The sequence below is a fragment of the Psychrobacter sp. 78a-MNA-CIBAN-0178 genome, assembly GCF_040309625.1.
Classification (GTDB): domain Bacteria; phylum Pseudomonadota; class Gammaproteobacteria; order Pseudomonadales; family Moraxellaceae; genus Psychrobacter; species Psychrobacter okhotskensis.
Genome location: NZ_JBEOOZ010000003.1, coordinates 234,186 through 251,645, shown reverse-complemented (window position 1 = coordinate 251,645; position 17,460 = coordinate 234,186). Strand labels below are relative to the sequence as shown.

General features: G+C 42.5%; 10 protein-coding genes. 6 read left to right on the top strand and 4 right to left on the bottom strand.

Annotated features, from left to right (window positions below; translation table 11 throughout):
- Positions 1-39: 39 nt before the first annotated feature.
- The gene (locus AAEY80_RS04065; protein WP_350587927.1) at positions 40-1,275 is read right to left on the bottom strand and encodes a cryptochrome/photolyase family protein; all 1,236 of its coding nucleotides are present in this window, start codon (positions 1,273-1,275) and stop codon (positions 40-42) included.
- Between the two features lie 244 nt (positions 1,276-1,519).
- Between AAEY80_RS04065 and AAEY80_RS04060 the strand changes: the two genes are divergently transcribed.
- Positions 1,520-2,119 carry a hemerythrin domain-containing protein gene (locus AAEY80_RS04060; RefSeq protein WP_350587926.1) on the top strand — a complete coding sequence of 200 codons (600 nt, stop codon included), beginning with the start codon at positions 1,520-1,522 and terminating at the stop codon, positions 2,117-2,119.
- Positions 2,120-2,466: 347 nt separating this feature from the next.
- On the opposite strand, the gene AAEY80_RS04055 is transcribed toward AAEY80_RS04060, so the two are convergent.
- Both AAEY80_RS04055 and parC read right to left on the bottom strand, forming a co-directional pair.
- Positions 2,467-4,674 (bottom strand): KAP family P-loop NTPase fold protein, encoded by a 2,208-nt coding sequence (locus AAEY80_RS04055; protein ID WP_350587925.1) that lies wholly within the window; start codon positions 4,672-4,674, stop codon positions 2,467-2,469.
- Positions 4,675-4,781: 107 nt separating this feature from the next.
- Positions 4,782-7,070 carry a DNA topoisomerase IV subunit A gene (gene parC / locus AAEY80_RS04050; protein ID WP_350587924.1) on the bottom strand — a complete coding sequence of 763 codons (2,289 nt, stop codon included), beginning with the start codon at positions 7,068-7,070 and terminating at the stop codon, positions 4,782-4,784.
- A 365-nt stretch (positions 7,071-7,435) separates the two neighbouring features.
- Here parC and AAEY80_RS04045 point away from each other — a divergent pair, with 365 nt between their 5' ends.
- From AAEY80_RS04045 to AAEY80_RS04025, 5 genes are all read left to right on the top strand, one after another.
- Complete coding sequence (locus tag AAEY80_RS04045; RefSeq protein ID WP_227674832.1) at positions 7,436-9,250, top strand: vWA domain-containing protein; 1,815 nt, start codon at positions 7,436-7,438, stop codon at positions 9,248-9,250.
- Between the two features lie 368 nt (positions 9,251-9,618).
- Positions 9,619-11,346, top strand: a complete 1,728-nt coding sequence (locus AAEY80_RS04040) for an AMP-binding protein (RefSeq protein ID WP_201565547.1) — start codon at positions 9,619-9,621, stop codon at positions 11,344-11,346.
- A gap of 430 nt (positions 11,347-11,776) precedes the next feature.
- Complete coding sequence (locus AAEY80_RS04035) at positions 11,777-13,561, top strand: AMP-binding protein (RefSeq protein WP_025652275.1); 1,785 nt, start codon at positions 11,777-11,779, stop codon at positions 13,559-13,561.
- Positions 13,562-13,804: 243 nt separating this feature from the next.
- On the top strand, positions 13,805-14,521 hold the full coding sequence (rph, locus tag AAEY80_RS04030) for a ribonuclease PH (RefSeq protein ID WP_025652276.1): 717 nt from the start codon (positions 13,805-13,807) through the stop codon (positions 14,519-14,521).
- Between the two features lie 73 nt (positions 14,522-14,594).
- A complete protein-coding gene (locus tag AAEY80_RS04025; protein ID WP_025652277.1) occupies positions 14,595-15,092 on the top strand; it encodes a hypothetical protein in 498 nt (165 codons plus the stop codon).
- Between the two features lie 120 nt (positions 15,093-15,212).
- On the opposite strand, the gene AAEY80_RS04020 is transcribed toward AAEY80_RS04025, so the two are convergent.
- Positions 15,213-17,348, bottom strand: a complete 2,136-nt coding sequence (locus AAEY80_RS04020) for a WG repeat-containing protein (protein WP_350587922.1) — start codon at positions 17,346-17,348, stop codon at positions 15,213-15,215.
- Positions 17,349-17,460 lie beyond the last annotated feature (112 nt).

Genomic DNA, 17,460 nt, shown 5'->3' with positions numbered 1-17,460 from the left:
TATAACGTGGCATGATTGGTCCTTGTGCCCCCATTTGGATTATTCTTTAGGGGTGACAACTATCCTGCCATAGGGGGATAGCTCCATAAACCATTGATAAACCTCATCAGGATCAAACTCACACAGCAGCATAAAGTTGCCAAAGATCATTAGACGCTCGATATGATGCGCGTAACCTGTCTTAAGCAGCTTTTTAATCGTGGTATCAATCGGCTCAATGCCGGTATCACCGGTATAAAAGCTTGGCGGTATCTTACGTTTAAAACCCCAAAAATTACTCGTGCGCTGCTTACGTCCAATAGACTCATAGAGCCCATACATAAACTCGCGCCAGCCGATAATTTGGCGTATAAAGCCTTCTAAGGAATTAATAGGAATGTCATATGCTTCGCTAATCTCAAGCGTGCGCGTGATGACTTGTTCAGGCGTTAACAGTCCCGTATTCAGCATTGGGGTTAAAATACTATGATGCAAAACGTGCTCGTCGGCAACGATAGCGTCCTCGTATTTACCAAAGTCTTTGAAGCGTTTCGATAAAAAATTCTCTAGCCAAGCTTCGGCCTCAATATGACTAGTCGGATAGCGAAAGTCAGGATTGGCCTCACCGTAGTGCGTGCTAAAGTTGTCCTCAACATACGCTATTGCTTCTTCATAATATACGGTTAATTCAGGGAATTCGACCGCAGGCGGCGTCTGTTTACGTGGATACTTTTTGCGATTGTTTTCATCGAATGACCATTGCCCACCGATAGGTTTTTGCTCGTCATCGATAAGGATTTTTTCACGTTTTCGCGCTTGGATATAGAAGTCATGATGAAACAGTCGATTGTTTCTAAAGAAGTCACAATAGATAGGTAGCGGGTTCAAAAACATTGGCGTTGGCGAAACATCAAACTCAATATCAGCTTTTACTATGGCTTCTTGAATGTGTATCCGTAACCAGTCATCGACGACATCAATGCAGTATATTTTTGCAATGGCATCGCTATTATTAATGTCAGTATCAGGCTCATGCTTAATACTGACAAAGCTAGCAATGAGCTGGCGGCAGTCACTATGCTCATGTGATGAGTCAATATAATGTACGGTTTTGCCAGCATCTATTAGCGTTTGCTCATAAGCTTTCATACTCGCGCGATGCAGGACTAGCTTTTGCTTGTGAAAAGGAAACTGGGTAAAGTATAAATCTTCCTCAATCAGATAGCATTCCTCTTGCCAAAGCGAGGTATCAGCAAACAGTTGATGCGGGAAAATTAGGCTGATACGTTTACTCATGGCGTAAGCTTATATTCACTAAGACAAGCCATTATAAATGAGCGGTTATGAGGTTGTAATGGTGGGTTATGTTACTGGTTTCGCGCCCAAACAATGTCTTTAATACTATTGTTGCGAAGATTAGAAAAGTGTTTTGCTTGGTTGCCACTATAAAGAAGGGATAAAAAACCCCATATAGTAATTATTAAGCTAAAGAGTTAAGCCGTAAAAATTGAACGCTAACAATAAAAACGAGGACTCCCTAATGACTGATTTCGTCCAAAACAATACTAGCCAACAAGCCCTCGACGATGATTTATTCAGTCTCGCGCCAAGACATCCAGATAGCCGCTTAGAGGCAGATTGGTTGTTTTTATACAATAAGCTGCCACCTGATCAATGGTTTGCCGCCGATTATGCCTATAAAACTTCAGGTTGGCTCAAGGTACATACCAATATTCGTAAGCGCCAACGCATCCTTACGCAAATCAGCGAGGCTTATATTGATGGCGAGTATGACTGGGCAGAATACCGCTCGCAGATACTGAAACGTATCAATATGCATGTGCTTAAACTGCATCAACATCATGGCGTAGAGGATGACGGGTTTTTCCCAGAATTTGTGAGGATGTATCCGCAGCTACAGGCAGGGTTTGAGGTATTAGGTCATGACCATGAGTATCTCAATGCGCTACTGGATAAATTGCAAATTCAAAACGATGCGCTGGCGAGAAGTGAGGTAGAGGATAAAGCGCTGGCTGAAGAGCTACATAAAACGCTAGTAGCCGTGACCGATTTACTGCAGCAACATCTCACTGATGAAGAGGATTTGGTGATTCCGATTTTGGGGTTGCGGCAGGGGTAGGGGTTGGAATATATAAAACATTATTAATAGCTTCTCCCGCCTTACACTTGTATCTGCTTACCCGCGCGAGGCGAGGGCTATGGTTTGGGGTGTCTCCTGCTCTGCGAGCCACCCCAAAACCTAGCCCTCACAACTCGCCCATCTCAGCAGGATACCGCTACAGTCGGGGCTAGCGGTGAGCTTATGATTTTTTTGATAGTGGTCGTAGTTGGGGTTTTACTTGTAGGAAAATCATAAGATGAGTTAGTAGTAGGGTGCGCCACGCGCACCATTTGCGAGTGTTGGCGGTGTGCAAGGCTCACCTTATGCAAACTAAATACTAATACAAAATGTAGATTAATTATCCACTATATTACAAACTTCTTCAGATTCTCGATATAAGGGCTATTCAAATTATCTAGCTGAGTAATTTTTTTAAAAGTCTTTTTATTAAGATCTTTTCTATACCACCATACAAATTGTTGAGAAATAATTGACTCTCTATCTTCATCACGACTTTGCAATGTTGGATATTCATTTATGTTAACTACCAAGTCAGGATAGTGCCGTTCAATTGATTCAAATAAAATTGAAACATCGATAACTTTGGATAAACTTTTATAGTTAGCTTCATTAAAACCTTCTTTACCCGTAGTTCCATCTGTAAGACTCGTGAAAGTAGGAACGTAATTATTAAGGATTTTATAAACAGTTGATGGGTCGGAGCTAACTAATGACTTTACATAATCATTCAAACGGTTTTTGTCCACATATTCACTTAATATCCAGAAAATACGTGATACTAAGTCGGGGTTTTCAGAAGTGATGTCAATAGACTCAATCTCAGAAAAGATTTTGTTTCCTAGGTGTTCACCTAACTCTTTTCTTTCTTCCAAGCTAAAACAGTTAGGTTTAGGGTTTTCATTTTCGCTATGATACAGCCATCTGTATAATTCAGTTTTGTATTCAATTGTTGGGGCATTATCAAGCGCAAGTTTAGCAATTTTTATTTGTTCATTTTTATTGGTACTAATTATCATATCTGCTATTAAAACTACAGATTGAACAAGAGGATTAAAAGACAAAAAGGTTCTAGTATTAGGAATAATATCGCCAACTTGCGCTACAGATAAAATAATTGGCTGATATCTCCCACTATTCCAGTCAACTTGGCTACGTAGTTTTTGTATTACCTTTTCAGCATTCTTAGGTGTTATAAAGTCCTTAAGAGGATTATCTTGATAATTATAAGGCTCACTCCAGTTGTTTATATCCTGCAATGCCTGGGTAACTGCTATGTCAGATACATCATTAGGTGATACTGAGTAACCAAAGTATCTCGAAAAATAGTTTTTTGAACATATCCTTTGGTTGTCATTCCAAATTTTATGTGAGTCTCCTGCGTAGTGCATTCTTCCATAAACAGCTTGTAATTTAGGGAAAATACTTTTTAATAACTCTTTTAAATCTTCCTTTTTACTTGAAGCAGTTTTACTCAGCGAATTGTCAATTAATGTTTTGATAAGTTCTTTATCAGCGTCATGAAATGAGCCACTACTTGTAGAGAATGTTCCGGCAAATAGTTTTTCATTATCCCTGATAGATTCGTATAGCCTAGGATAGAAAGCTCTAACTCCTTCGATTAACATCAGGTCAACAGGATTGACCTCACCTTTCAAAATAGGCAAAGAGAACGTTAGAATATTGCCATAAAGTTTTGCTTTTCTTGGTGTAGTAATACAGCTATCAAATGCAGAAACAAAATTGCGAGCAAAATCTTGAGCCTGCTCTTCAGTTAGTTGGATATTAGCTAACTCAAGAGCTGTATACACTCCTTGAAAACAAAAACTTCTTAAAGTTTGTTTGTCAATATATGGTAAATGCAATGGCACTTGAATAATTTTTTCTAGAAACGCTTCGCCAGAGTTTCCTTGAGATGTCGAATATCTATCTTGTAAAGATGAAGCGACAATATCTTTATCAAATGCAAGAATGTAAGAGGTGTACTTAAAATCTGCGGTTAATTTTACTAGACGAAATAAAGCATGAATTTCTGTCTTATCTAACCTATCTACATCATCAATTAAGATTAATACACGCTTCTGAGACTTTTCTAAAAGTTGTTCAGTTCTACTTTTGAAAATTTCTATGTCAGGCATTGAAATGTAAGATGATACTATATCGCCTACTACTCCCATGCCAGCTGCACTAGATATAGGTTTTAGGATTTTATTGCCAATATCTTTAAGTTTATCTTCTCTAGTTTCTAGTTTGGTGTCCAAAGCATTAGCTATTTGGTTGAAAAATCCCATTAAGAGTTGGTCTTCTGTACCAAAGCGCCAAGGATTAAATTTTATACATATAACATCATCGTTTGTATTGAGAGATTGTTCAATAAAGTTGAGGACTGAGGTTTTACCATCGCCCCATCTACCATAGAGACCAATTACGATACTGCTTGGATCACGACGATTAGCAATTACTTGTGCTACTCGTTCAGAAAACTTCCAACGAGAGAATATATCTTCATCTTTAGTAGAAACTGGAGCGTCGGACGAGTAGTTTTCAGTTGTCATTTCAATCCTTAATAAACTGAGCTTAAGTCAAAATAAGCACTCTAATTCCAAACTGTGGGTTTCGCTATCGCTCCACCCACACTACTGAATTAAATTTACAACTTTACTCACCCAACCTCAACCCCAGTCACATTCTGAAAGCCTCTTGGCAACTGACCACCGCGATTACCACGCGTGCCCGTATAATTCGCCAAATCCATCGGCTTTAAAGTCACATGACGCTTACCCGCGGTAATGATTAAGCTGTCTTGCAAGCTTAGCGGCGTGATAGCTAATACCTCTTCATCGCCCTTGAGCGTGATCAGCTTATTGCCTTTACCGCGCGCTTGTTCTGGCAAATCATCCAGCGCAAAAATCAATAAATAGCCAGCATTCGTCACCACCGCGACATGATCAGGAGTGACTTTTTCTGCGTTATCTTCACTACTCGTTGTATTAGCGTCGATACGAGCTACTGGCAACAGCTGACTGTTGGCGGCCAGATTGATGATCTTTTTACCCGCCTTTTGATTGCTATCAAGATTAGCTAACGTATTGATAAAGCCATAGCCGTTAGAGCTGGCAAGGATGATACGCTTATCATCGTTACCCGTGAGTAGCTGCTCAAAGCTTGCGCCTGCGGGTGGTTTGAGTACGCTGGTCAGCGGATCGCCTTGACCACGGGCGGATGCGAGGCTATGCGCATCGATACTATAACTGCGCCCAGTGCTATCGAGCACGTAGATTCTCTCATTGGATTTACCGCGCACGTGGGCTTGATAGCTATCACCTGAGCGATAGGTCATGCCAGCGGCATCGACGTCATGGCCTTTGGCAGCGCGAATCCAGCCTGCTTTCGATAGGATAGCAGTGACAGGCTCGCTTGGTACGAGGTCAGACTCTTTGAGTGCTTGCGCTTCTTCGCGTTCTGCCAATTGTGATACGCGCTCGTTGCCGTGTTCTTTCATATCGGCGGTAAGCTCATCAATCATCAGGTTGGTCAGGCTGTCTGGATTGTCCAAGTACTCTTGAATGATGGCGCGTTCGGCTGCCAGCTCATCTTGCTCGCGGCGAAGCTCAATCTCTTCTAGTTTAGCGAGCTGGCGCAGACGAATGTCCAAGATAGCATTGGCTTGTATCTCAGTCAGGTCATAGTCTTGCATCAATGATAATTTTGGATCGTCTTCTTCACGAATGATACGAATGACTTCATCGATATTCAGATAAGCAATCAGCAAACCTGCAAGGATATGCAAGCGCTTATCAATTTTATCGAGGCGATATTGCAAACGGCGCGTGACCACTGAGCGGCGACAGACGAGCCATTCTTCAAGGATTTCTTTGAGGTTTTTGACTTGAGGTTTACCATTTAGGCCAATCATATTCATATTGACGCGGTAATTGCTTTCAAGGTCGGTACTGGCAAATAAATGGCTCATTACTCGCTGCACGTCGACGCGGGTAGATTTTAGCTCAAGCACGATACGGCAAGCGTTTTCATGGTCTGATTCATCGTGAATATCAGTAATCCAAGGCAGCTTTTTATCCGTCATGAGCTTAGCGATTTGCTCTTGAATCTTATTGCCTGACACTTGGTAAGGAAGCGCATCGATGATGACGAGATTTTTTTCTTTTGGGTCAATATGAAAGGTGGCGCGCATTTTATAGCTGCCGCGACCAGTCTCATACATCGACTGCAAGTCTTTTTTACTGGTAATAATTTCAGCTGGCGTTGGCAAATCAGGTGCTGGTATTGATTGGGTTAATTGCTTAACCGATAGCTCAGGATTTTTTAGCAAACGAATAGCCGCGCGTACCACTTCATTTAGGTTATGCGGCGGGATATCGGTTGCCATACCGACGGCAATACCAGTCGTGCCGTTTAATAAAATATTCGGCAGGCGGGCAGGCAGGGTGGTTGGCTCTTGCATGGTGCCATCGAAGTTATCTTGCCAATCGACCGTGCCTTGTCCGAGTTCTGCAAGCAAGGTATTGGCATAAGCAGACATTTTAGCTTCGGTATAACGCATCGCGGCAAAGGACTTGGGATCATCAGGGCTACCCCAGTTACCTTGACCAGTGATCAGCGGATAGCGATAACTAAACGGCTGTGCCATCAGTACCATGGCTTCATAACAGGCGCTATCACCATGCGGATGGTATTTACCCAGCACGTCACCGACGGTACGCGCAGACTTTTTCGCTTTCGCCGTCGATTTTAGCCCAAGCTCGCTCATCGCATAGACGATACGGCGCTGGACAGGTTTTAGACCGTCAGCGATATTGGGCAGCGCCCGATCCATGATGACGTACATGGCATAGTTGAGATAGGCTTGTTCGGTGAATTCCGCCACGGAGCGGGTATCCATCACATCATCAGATAGAATCGCAGGACTGTTATCAATAATATCAGGCATAAAATAGGGTTCACTTATCAGTTTTAATAGATATAAATAATTGGTGCAAGTGTGCAAATAGGATAGTGCTATCGTAAAGGATATTGGCAAAATTAAAAAGGTATAAGTCAGAATAGACGACAGGTCATGACGTGCCAGATAGATGTACTGATGGCACTTTGGCTGATAGCTTTTACAAAATAAGATAAGTATAGTGAATTAGACGCATATGGTTTGCCTTTTTACTAAACGCCTGTTTCATAACGCACTATGCAATAGTGCTCAGCAATAATTATTATAAAGGCTGTAACACGGAACCGTTATCATCGAACTGTCTATCCAAGCCGTCTATCTATCCAAGCCGTCTATCATATGGAGTAGCTATTATGTCATCGTCATCTATATCACCTGCCTATTTATCACAAATGCGTGCTCAGCATCTAACCAAAAATGCGCTATTAGTCAGTGCTGTCGCCAGTATAATGGGACTGACGGCGTGTAGCTCATCACAGGTAAGTAAACCGATGACGGAGACATCGAGCAGTACCGTCACGCAAGATGCAACAGCGTCAAACCAAAATATTACGTCACCTGTCATAGTGGTAGAAACATCAGCACAATCAGAGATGATAGCGCCAAGTAGTTTCTATACGAAAAGCGCCAATACTAGAATGATAAACGCTGCACCGCAGTTGAGTGTACGACCATTATCAGGAATCATTGTACAGCCAAAAGACCGTGATAATTATCAAAAAAACGACGCCAATCCGGTACACCGCACTACTGAGATGGCGGTTGCCACTCTATCCATCGATACCGATACTGGCAGCTACGCCAATGTGCGCCGCTATCTTAATGACGGGCAGCTGCCACCTGTCGATGCCGTGCGCGTAGAGGAGTTGATTAACTATTTTAATTATCAATTTGATGATGGCAAACGTATCGCCAATGCACCTTTTGTGGTCGCAACAGAAGTGGTTGATTCGCCATGGGACAAGGCCGATCAGGATAATAAAATTGTCAAAGTTGGGATTAAAGCAGTTGATAATAGCTGGTCTAATAAAAGCACCAATCAAGTTATGCCGCCCGCCAACTTAGTGTTTTTGGTCGATGTGTCAGGCTCCATGTCATCACGCGATAAACTGCCATTAGCACAGTCGTCATTGAAGTTGCTCACCGAGCAGATGCGCGCGCAAGACAGTATTAGCATTGTCACGTATTCGGGCAGTACAAGTGTGGCATTGCCTGCGACCAAGGGCAATCAAAAAGCCAAAATACTTACTGCCATAGAGAGCTTAAATGCTGCTGGCTCGACCAATGGCGAAGACGCCTTAAAACTGGCCTATAGACAAGCGCAACAAGCGCTGAAAAAAGACGGTATCAATCGTATTATCATGCTCACCGATGGCGATTTCAATGTCGGTATTAGTGACGTCGACGAGATGTTGGACTTGGTCAAAGCCAATCGTGATCGTGGTATCTCTCTATCGACTGTCGGTTTTGGTCGTGGCAATCTCAACGATTATATGATGGAGCAGATGGCGGACAACGGTAATGGTAATTACAGCTATATCGACAGTTTGACTGAAGCCAAAAAAGTCTTTGGCGATGAGCTGGCAGCGACCTTTAACACTGTTGCCAAAGACGTCAAGGTACAAGTGGAGTTCAATCCAAATGTGGTGAGCGAGTGGCGCTTGATCGGTTACGAGAACCGTGTACTGGCGGAAGAAGATTTTAATAATGACAAAGTAGATGCCGGCGAGTTGGGAGCAGGTAAGGCAGTCATTGCATTGTTTGAAGTGACATCAACTGGTGCAAAAGGATTGTTTAGCGACCGCCGTTATAGTGATAGCGATAGCAAATCTAGCGTCAAAAACAGTCAGGCACTAAATGAGCTTGGCTATCTAAAAATTCGCTATAAAGCGCCAAAAGGTGGCAGCTCTAAGCTCATTAATCAACCGATTAATAAGCGTAGCCAGTCTTTAGACAGTGCCAATGTAGATACCCAGTTTGCCATCGCCGTTGCAGGATTTGGTCAACGCTTAAGTCAGAGTGACTATATCAATGATTGGCAATATAGTGACAGCTCTAAACTGGCGACAAATACCTTTACCAAGCAACCAAATAGCGATAAAGAGGGCACGCGCCGTAACTTTGTGACCTTAACAGAACTTGCTAGTGCGCTCGACAGCAAACGCTAACGAAACGGCTATTAGGCTACGATGGCTGATATAAATGGATAAATGTTCAGTAGTTAGATATGGTAATAGTTGCTGTTAACTGCTATCAATTGTCAGGTAAGCTATTGATATAAAAAATAATATAGTGCGTCAAGGTACTTTGCGAACTCAGGTAGCAATCTTTTGTATTGAGTAGTTTGTATAAAGTGTGTATGTTAAAGAACAAAGGGCTATTTAACGCTATATTGTTTACTCATCGCCATACGCCCACTTCGTCAGCCTCGCCATCCTGAAGAGGATTTGCCTGCGCTCCGAGTTTTCGTATGTTTATCACCCTGTGATTGATATGGGTGAACGATAGCGCACTATTTACTAGGAGAGATAAGATTATGGAAAATCAAGGCAACCTCATTCGTCGTAATGACAAAGTATGGGTCAAAACTTACGAAAAACTTGGTATTCAGTATAATATTGAGATGCCACCTGCCAACACTTCTTTAATCGACATACTTGAGCAAAACTTCATCAACCATGCGGGTAGAACTGCATTTGTCTGCATGAATGTCGAGCTCTCTTACGAAGATTTAGACCGTTATAGCAAACAAATTGCCGCTTATTTGCAGTCACTTGGGCTGAAAAAAGGCGATAAAGTCGCGGTTATGATGCCAAACATCTTGCAGCTACCCGTTGCTGTATTGGGTGTATTGCGCGCTGGTATGACCTTAGTGAATGTCAATCCGCTTTATACGACAAAGGAGCTTGAACATCAGTTAGAAGACTCTGATACCAAAGCTTTGATTCTGTTAGAGAACTTTGCCAAAACCTATGAAGACATTGGCAAAAACTTGGTTGATCATGTAGTCGTGACCTCTATGGGTGATTTGATGAGTCCACTAAAAGGCCTCATTGTGAACACAGTGGTGCGTCATGTCAAAAAAATGGTACCTGCATTCCATATCAAAGGTAGCGTAAAATTCAAAAAAGCGCTAAACCGCTTCCCAGCCAAGAGCTATAAACGCCCTAATAATATTGGTCTTGACGATGTTGCGGTACTTCAGTATACCGGTGGTACTACTGGTGTTGCCAAAGGCGCGATGCTGACCCATGGCAACTTAGTCGCTAACCTGATTCAGTGTGATACTTACCTTGGCGATGCTTTTGATAAGTTTGACAAAATGAATGAGCAGCCGGTTATCATGACGGCCTTGCCGCTGTATCATATTTTTTCGTTTACCGTTTGTGGTATGTATGGGTTATATCGTGGTTGTATCGGCTCGCTGGTACCAAACCCGCGCGATGGTGCGAGCTTGATTAAGGCTTATAAAGATTATCCACCAGCATTTTTCCCTGCGGTCAACACCTTATTCAATGCCCTTGCTAGCAGCGAAGCTTTCCAAGCGTTAGACCATAGCAAGCTTGAGATGTCTATGGGCGGCGGCATGGCAGTGTTGAAGGACACGGCGGACAAATGGCAGAAGATTACTGGTAATGTGATCGTACAAGGTTATGGCTTATCAGAGACCTCTCCCGTTGCCTCAGCGAATCCGCAAGGGACAGGCGAGTTCTCAGGCAACATCGGTTTACCAATGCCAGCGACGGATATGGCCATCTTGGATGAAGAAGGTAACGAAGTGGCACTGGGTGAACGCGGCGAAATTTGTGTTCGCGGTCCGCAAGTTATGAAAGGCTACTGGAAACGCGACGATGCGACGGCCGAAGTCATGACCTCTGACGGTTATTTCCGTACTGGTGATATCGGCGTGATGGATGAAGAGGGCTACTTTAAGATTGTCGATCGCAAAAAGAATATGATTTTGGTCTCAGGCTTCAACGTGTATCCAAACGAAGTGGAAGATGTAATGTCAGGTCATCCAAAGATTTTAGAATGTGGCGTCATTGGTGTCGAGGACGAAAAAAGTGGTGAAGTACCAAAGATTTATGTCGTGCGTAGTGATAACAGCCTGACTAAAGAAGAGGTTATCGCTTATGGTAAAGAAAACTTGACCGGCTATAAGCGTCCTCGTTATGTTGAATTCATCGATGAATTACCGAAGTCGAACGTCGGTAAGATTTTGCATAAAGATCTGCGAGTGCTTGAAGAAAAAGACCATGGTTAGATGGTAAAAGGTTAGACGATAAACAGTCTATTCTAGACAGTTTGTTATCAGTTACTGTCTATGAGCACTGATAGCAATTGTTATGGTATAAGACATCGTGATTACTAAAAATGATAAGGCCGTTTATATACCGCCTTATCATTTTTTTTGTTTCTAGCCGTGTGTTTTGCCAGTATTCGTAGAGAATTATGAGTAAAACTGCTATAGTGTTTGCCGATATATTTTCTTATTTAGCGATAGAGTAGTACGGGTTTGGCGCTATAGAGCTGGCATAATTATCGTCGTAAAAACGTATTAGCGGCATAAATTTTTTGCCTGATTTGTAGTAGGCTTAATAATGAGCATCAGATTTTTTATCTATTTGAATTCATAAAAAATCTCTGTCGAGCAGATTATTCTATCTTTTTAACGGTAATATTTAGGGAAAGTTATGACGGACAATATCAATAAAGAGACAACCAACGACAATGTGGCGAAAGATACTCAGTCAGCAACCGAGACAAACACCTTTCCTACGATGCCGACGATAGCCAGCGACAGTCCTTGGCTGAATGCTTATGAGCGTTATGGTATCGATGCGACTATCGACATGCCAGATGACAGTACCTCTTTACTTGAAGTGTTCGAGCGTAACTTTAGCCGTTATGGACAAAAACCTGCCTATATCTGCATGGGTTCGTCTATTAGCTTTAAGCAATTAGACCTATACAGTCGCCAAATTGCTAGTTATTTACAGTCGTTAGGACTGGTCAAAGGCGACAAAGTGGCAGTAATGATGCCCAATGTCCTGCAATATCCGATTGTGATGTTAGGTATCATTCGGGCAGGTATGGTATTGGTCAATGTCAACCCGTTGTATACCAGCCGTGAGCTGTCGCATCAGTTGCACGACAGCGGTGCCAAAGCGTTATTCATCGTCGAAAACTTTGCCAAGACTTATGAAGAGGCGCAAGATAAAGGTCAGGTCAAGCACGTCATCGTCTGTAAGCTTGGTGATATGCTTGGCACGGTAAAAGGCACTGTGATTAATCTCGTCGCTCGCCATGTCAAAAAGATGATTCCTTCTTATAGTCTGCCAGAGAGCACCAGCTTTAAGCATGCGCTAAATGCGGTCTCAGCCAGCAAATATAAGCGCCCTGATATGAATCTAAGCGATGTGGCGTTGTTGCAATATACTGGCGGTACCACTGGGGTGGCCAAGGGTGCGATGTTGTCGCACGGCAACTTAGTCGCCAATATGCTACAGATCAGCGCCTTGATGAACAGCGCCTTTGAAGACGATGCTGAAGCGAATGATGTCATCCTGACTGCGCTACCGCTATATCATGTGTTCTCATTTATGGTGTGCGGTATGTATGGTATGTATCAAGGTTATGCGGGACTACTGATTCCTAATCCTCGCGACCTTGACGGCCTGATCAAAGAGATGGCCAAATATAAACCGTCTTTTATTCCTGCAGTCAATACCTTGTTTAATGGCTTAGTACATAAAGAAAGCTTTGCAGACTTAGATTTCTCTAACCTAAAAGCAGCTATCGGTGGCGGTATGTCTGTCTTGCCAAGCGTGGCAAAAGAGTGGCATAAAATCACTGGTTTGCCTATCGTTGAAGGTTATGGCTTATCTGAGACCTCGCCTGTGGTGGCCTTTAACCCCATGACCATCGCTGAATTCACGGGTAAAATTGGTATTCCGGCCTCTAGCACCGATGTGATTCTTATCGATGATGACGAAAAAGAAGTGTCTATTGGTGATCGTGGTGAGATTTGTGTCAAAGGTCCACAGGTAATGATTGGTTATCAAAATCGCCCAGAAGAAACCGCTGAGAGCTTTACAGCCAATGGTTACCTAAAAACAGGTGACATCGGTATCATGGACGAAAAAGGCTTTATCAAAATCGTTGATCGCAAAAAAGACATGATTTTGGTCTCTGGCTTTAACGTCTATCCGAACGAAATCGAAGAAGCCATGAGTGAGCATCCAGCAGTTGTAGAGTGCGGTGCTATTGGGGTGCCAAGTGACAAGCGCGGCGAAGAACCAAAAATATTCGTGGTCAAAAAAGGCGACGTGACCGAGCAAGAGCTGCTTGATTTTGGCAAAAAGCAATTAACTGGTTACAAGCGTCCGCGTCATGTTCAGTTCGTCGATGAATTACCAAAATCAAACGTGGGCAAAATCCTGCGTAAAGAATTGCGTAAGATGGAAGGGTTAGAATAAATGTAGCATTACAACTGACCAAAGCAGCGGCGTAATGGCTTGAGCGAATCTTGCTATTGCGCCGCTGCCACGTTAGGATATCTTAAGATTTGGGTTCGCTAAGGCGTTCAGTTAGCTTCTATTTGATCATAGAATTCTATTTGACGATATAAACACAGTGCTAGATAAAGTTTGGCTAGTCAGTTGACCCTCTATTTATTATTTTTATGACATTGCTTTTATAACACCGTACTAGGGATTTTTATGCGTATTGACAATCGTGAGCTTGACCAACTTCGCTCGATCAGCTTTGAGCGCCATTATACTAAGCATGCTGAAGGGTCTGTATTAGTCAGCTTTGGCGATACTAAAGTACTGTGTACGGCTAGTGTCGAATCAGGCGTACCGCGTTGGCTCAAAGGTAAAGGTAAAGGCTGGATCACCGCAGAATATGGTATGTTGCCACGCGCGACCAATACCCGTAACCAACGTGAAGCGGCACGCGGCAAACAGTCAGGTCGTACCCAAGAAATCCAGCGTTTGATTGGTCGTAGCTTACGGGCGATGATTGACTTGAGCAAGCTGGGTGAAAATACCATTTATCTTGATTGTGACGTGCTACAAGCTGATGGCGGTACTCGTACTGCAAGTGTGACCGGTGCAGCGATTGCGCTTATTGATGCGTTAGAAAGTATCCAAAAAACCAAAAAGCTAAAAGCGGATCCTTTGATTGGTTTGGTCGCGGCAGTTTCTGTCGGTATGAAAGATGGCAAAGCGTATCTAGATTTGAACTACGAAGAAGATGCTAGCTGTGATACCGATTTGAATGTGGTTATGACCCAAAAAGGCGAGTTTATCGAGTTGCAAGGAACGGCGGAAGAAAAGCCATTTACTCGTGCGCAAGCCGACGATATGCTGATTCTCGCTGAAAAAGGCATCGCTGAGCTTATTGCCATGCAAAAAACAGCCTTAGGTTGGTAACTTGCTATTAATGCTTAAGAGACTTTGATAGTCTATTTTGATTTTATCGTTATCCTACAATAGGTAGTACTGCATGCTTAAGCTGACTGATGATGGCGCCAAAATTACCTTACAGGATCAGCCACCAATGGCTGATAATGGCCTGTTTTGGTTTGGGGCCGCGTTATTGGTTGGTGCGGTTGCAGTTGCGATGGCGATGAGTCTACTCTCTGAGCGTTTGGCTATTGGTGCGCTGGCGTTGCTTATTATCGGCAGTTTTATTTTTAATAAGCAACGCCAGCAGCGTAAAAAATCCATGAGTGGCGTTATCAATAGCGGCATCTTGTGGGTGCGTGTAGGCGAATTGGTTCATGACAATCACGGTAAGCGTGCGCATATTCAACTGCTTGATGGCGATAAAGTGAATCTCATCGGCGCACAGCTACAAATTGTCGATAGTGACAATGCACGTAAGTACCATATTAGCGGCTTCGATACTGCCCAAGAAGCAACTGCTGCCAAAGCTATTTTGCAAGGTCAAGCATTGGGCAAGCGCCATGTGAATATCAAGATGGATGATGATACGCCCTAGCATTAAAAATCTAGCATGGTATTTAGACATCATAATATGTAATGACGTAACGCAATCACTTAAACCTCACCGAATATCTGAAATACTCAGCGAGTTACTTTATTTTTTGGCTTTAATTTATTAAGGTAGCTTCTCTATAAGAATAGATTCTTTCGTTTTTTTATTGAAAATGAATGTTTGCTTATCGCCTACAAAGTGTAATTCATCCTTATAGCCGTAATCGAGCGGCTCGTCTTCAAAGTCTATAGGAATGATGATTTCTCCTTTAGCGTCAATTAATCCCCATTTTTCTTCTGACTGAACGACAATGCTGTCATTATTTAATGCTGTGATTTTAGAGAACCGCTTATCAGGATGAAGGCGCTTGCCTTGAGCATCATATAGGCGCCAGTCTCCTGGGTCAGAAAACCCTACCATTGTGGTCGTCATACTATCTGTCGTTGCACTATCAAATATACTAAACTCTTTTATATCATGGTATTTGATAGGCACTATGGTCTTATTGGTGGAACTTATCATACCCCATGCGTTTGGTTTTGCCGCAAAGTAGGTCTGCGTCCCAATTTGCATCAGTCTATTGTACATGGGCGGTATAAGCACGTTGCCTTTCACATCTATCATGCCAGTCTTACCGTTTTTACTGACCCTATAGCGGTTAGGATTATTATAAGTAATCCTGTCAAAGGGTAGCGGTAAAACCTTACGACCTTGTTTATCAATAAACCAGTTTTTATTGTCTATTTTGACAACCGCAATACCGTCATGAAATGCTTGTGCACGCTTATAAATGTTTTTAATGACCAGCGTTCCAGCAGTATTTATATATCCCAATTTGCCGTCTTTTTGAACTGCTGATAGGCCATCACTAAATGGAGATATATCTTCATATACGATAGGAGTCATGAGCTGTTCTTCTTTATTAGCCAAACCTTGTAGATCATCACGAGCCACTAAAAATAGCCCATTGAGTGAGACGCCTTCATAATCATAGTCATCGGACAAATATATCTTCCCAGACGAATCAATGACTCCTTGATTATGGCCTTTTGCGATAGAGCCATAGCCATTTGCATAACAGCAAATTAGCATATCATATTCAGGGGGTATCAGGATGCTGCCGTGACGATCGATAAGCCCGTACTTGTCCTCTTTCCTGATCGTTCGAACACCTGATTCATCATCTGGATATCCCAATTTATCGTATTCTACTGCTAAAATGATTTCGCCAGCACCATTAATGAGACCGTATTTTTTGTTTTTTTCAACCACTCTCAAATCTTGTTCATCGGCGGTACTAATATCAGCGTATTCAACTGGAGCGATAAGTTGACCCGCGGAGTTGGCAAGGCCGTAAAGATTGTCGTTTTTTAATTCGTATTTTTTATCGTCAAAAACGGAGATGTTATCGTAGTTGGCTGACGATACAATCTTACCTTCGTTATTAATAAAGCCAACCTTGCCATCCTTTTTGAATGTTTCTATTCCAACCTCATCGGGATAGAAGCTAGGCAGTTGGTCAAACTCAAAGGGATGTAGAATATTGCCTTTTAAATCTATGAGCCCCCATTTGTCCTCCTTCCTTGCTTTTAGCATCATAGGACGATGCGAAAACGTTTTAATCTCTTGATACTCAATTGGGCTCAGTAGATTTCCTAGTTCGTTGGTTAGACCATATCGGTTACCTATAGCAACTTTGCCGTAATAAGGCTCTCTACAACAAAATAAGCGGTCGTATTTTGCAGGTAAGACAATATGACCTTTTTCGTCAATTAACCCTTTTTTCTCCTGTTTTGAAATCAAGGCTCGATTGTGATTGTGGTCATTATCTAGACTGTCAACCCAATCATACTCCAAGGGCAATACGATGTTTCCAAGAGGATCAGCCACTCCATACTTTCCGTCTTGATTTAGGCGAAAGTAGTGATTGTCATAGAGCGTAATGCCATCATAAACGGTCGGTAAAATCTGTTTTCCTTGTTTGTTGATGATACCTTTTTTACTGCCACTAGCCACCCCTAATAGCGTGTCATTAATATCAATAAAGTTGTCGAACGTATAATCTGTTAACAGCGCCCCTTTTTCATTGACTAAAGCCCATAAGGTGTTATCAAGCGTTGCCACCGTTAATTTATCTTCGCGTAAACAGCCTACGTAGGTAGCACCATTCACTGACGGTTTGACGCACTCTTCATTGGCATGAACCATAGAAGTGGGTATAAAAATACAAACAATAATCAGTTTTTTAATCGACAACACGCTATTTCCTAAGTTTTTTATCGTTTGGATGAATAATAACTCAACTAAATTTAAATGGTAAGGTGGTCTTAAGGTTTTCTTATAATGCATTTGGGTTTGAGAATGTATTCAC

Bases quoted from the DNA above. Each gene is read 5' to 3' on its own strand.
- AAEY80_RS04065 (WP_350587927.1), bottom strand. From the start codon at position 1,275: ATGAGTAAACGTATCAGCCTAATTTTCCCGCATCAACTGTTTGCTGAT.
- AAEY80_RS04060 (WP_350587926.1), top strand. From the start codon at position 1,520: ATGACTGATTTCGTCCAAAACAATACTAGCCAACAAGCCCTCGACGAT.
- AAEY80_RS04055 (WP_350587925.1), bottom strand. From the start codon at position 4,674: ATGACAACTGAAAACTACTCGTCCGACGCTCCAGTTTCTACTAAAGAT.
- parC (WP_350587924.1), bottom strand. From the start codon at position 7,070: ATGCCTGATATTATTGATAACAGTCCTGCGATTCTATCTGATGATGTG.
- AAEY80_RS04045 (WP_227674832.1), top strand. From the start codon at position 7,436: ATGTCATCGTCATCTATATCACCTGCCTATTTATCACAAATGCGTGCT.
- AAEY80_RS04040 (WP_201565547.1), top strand. From the start codon at position 9,619: ATGGAAAATCAAGGCAACCTCATTCGTCGTAATGACAAAGTATGGGTC.
- AAEY80_RS04035 (WP_025652275.1), top strand. From the start codon at position 11,777: ATGACGGACAATATCAATAAAGAGACAACCAACGACAATGTGGCGAAA.
- rph (WP_025652276.1), top strand. From the start codon at position 13,805: ATGCGTATTGACAATCGTGAGCTTGACCAACTTCGCTCGATCAGCTTT.
- AAEY80_RS04025 (WP_025652277.1), top strand. From the start codon at position 14,595: ATGCTTAAGCTGACTGATGATGGCGCCAAAATTACCTTACAGGATCAG.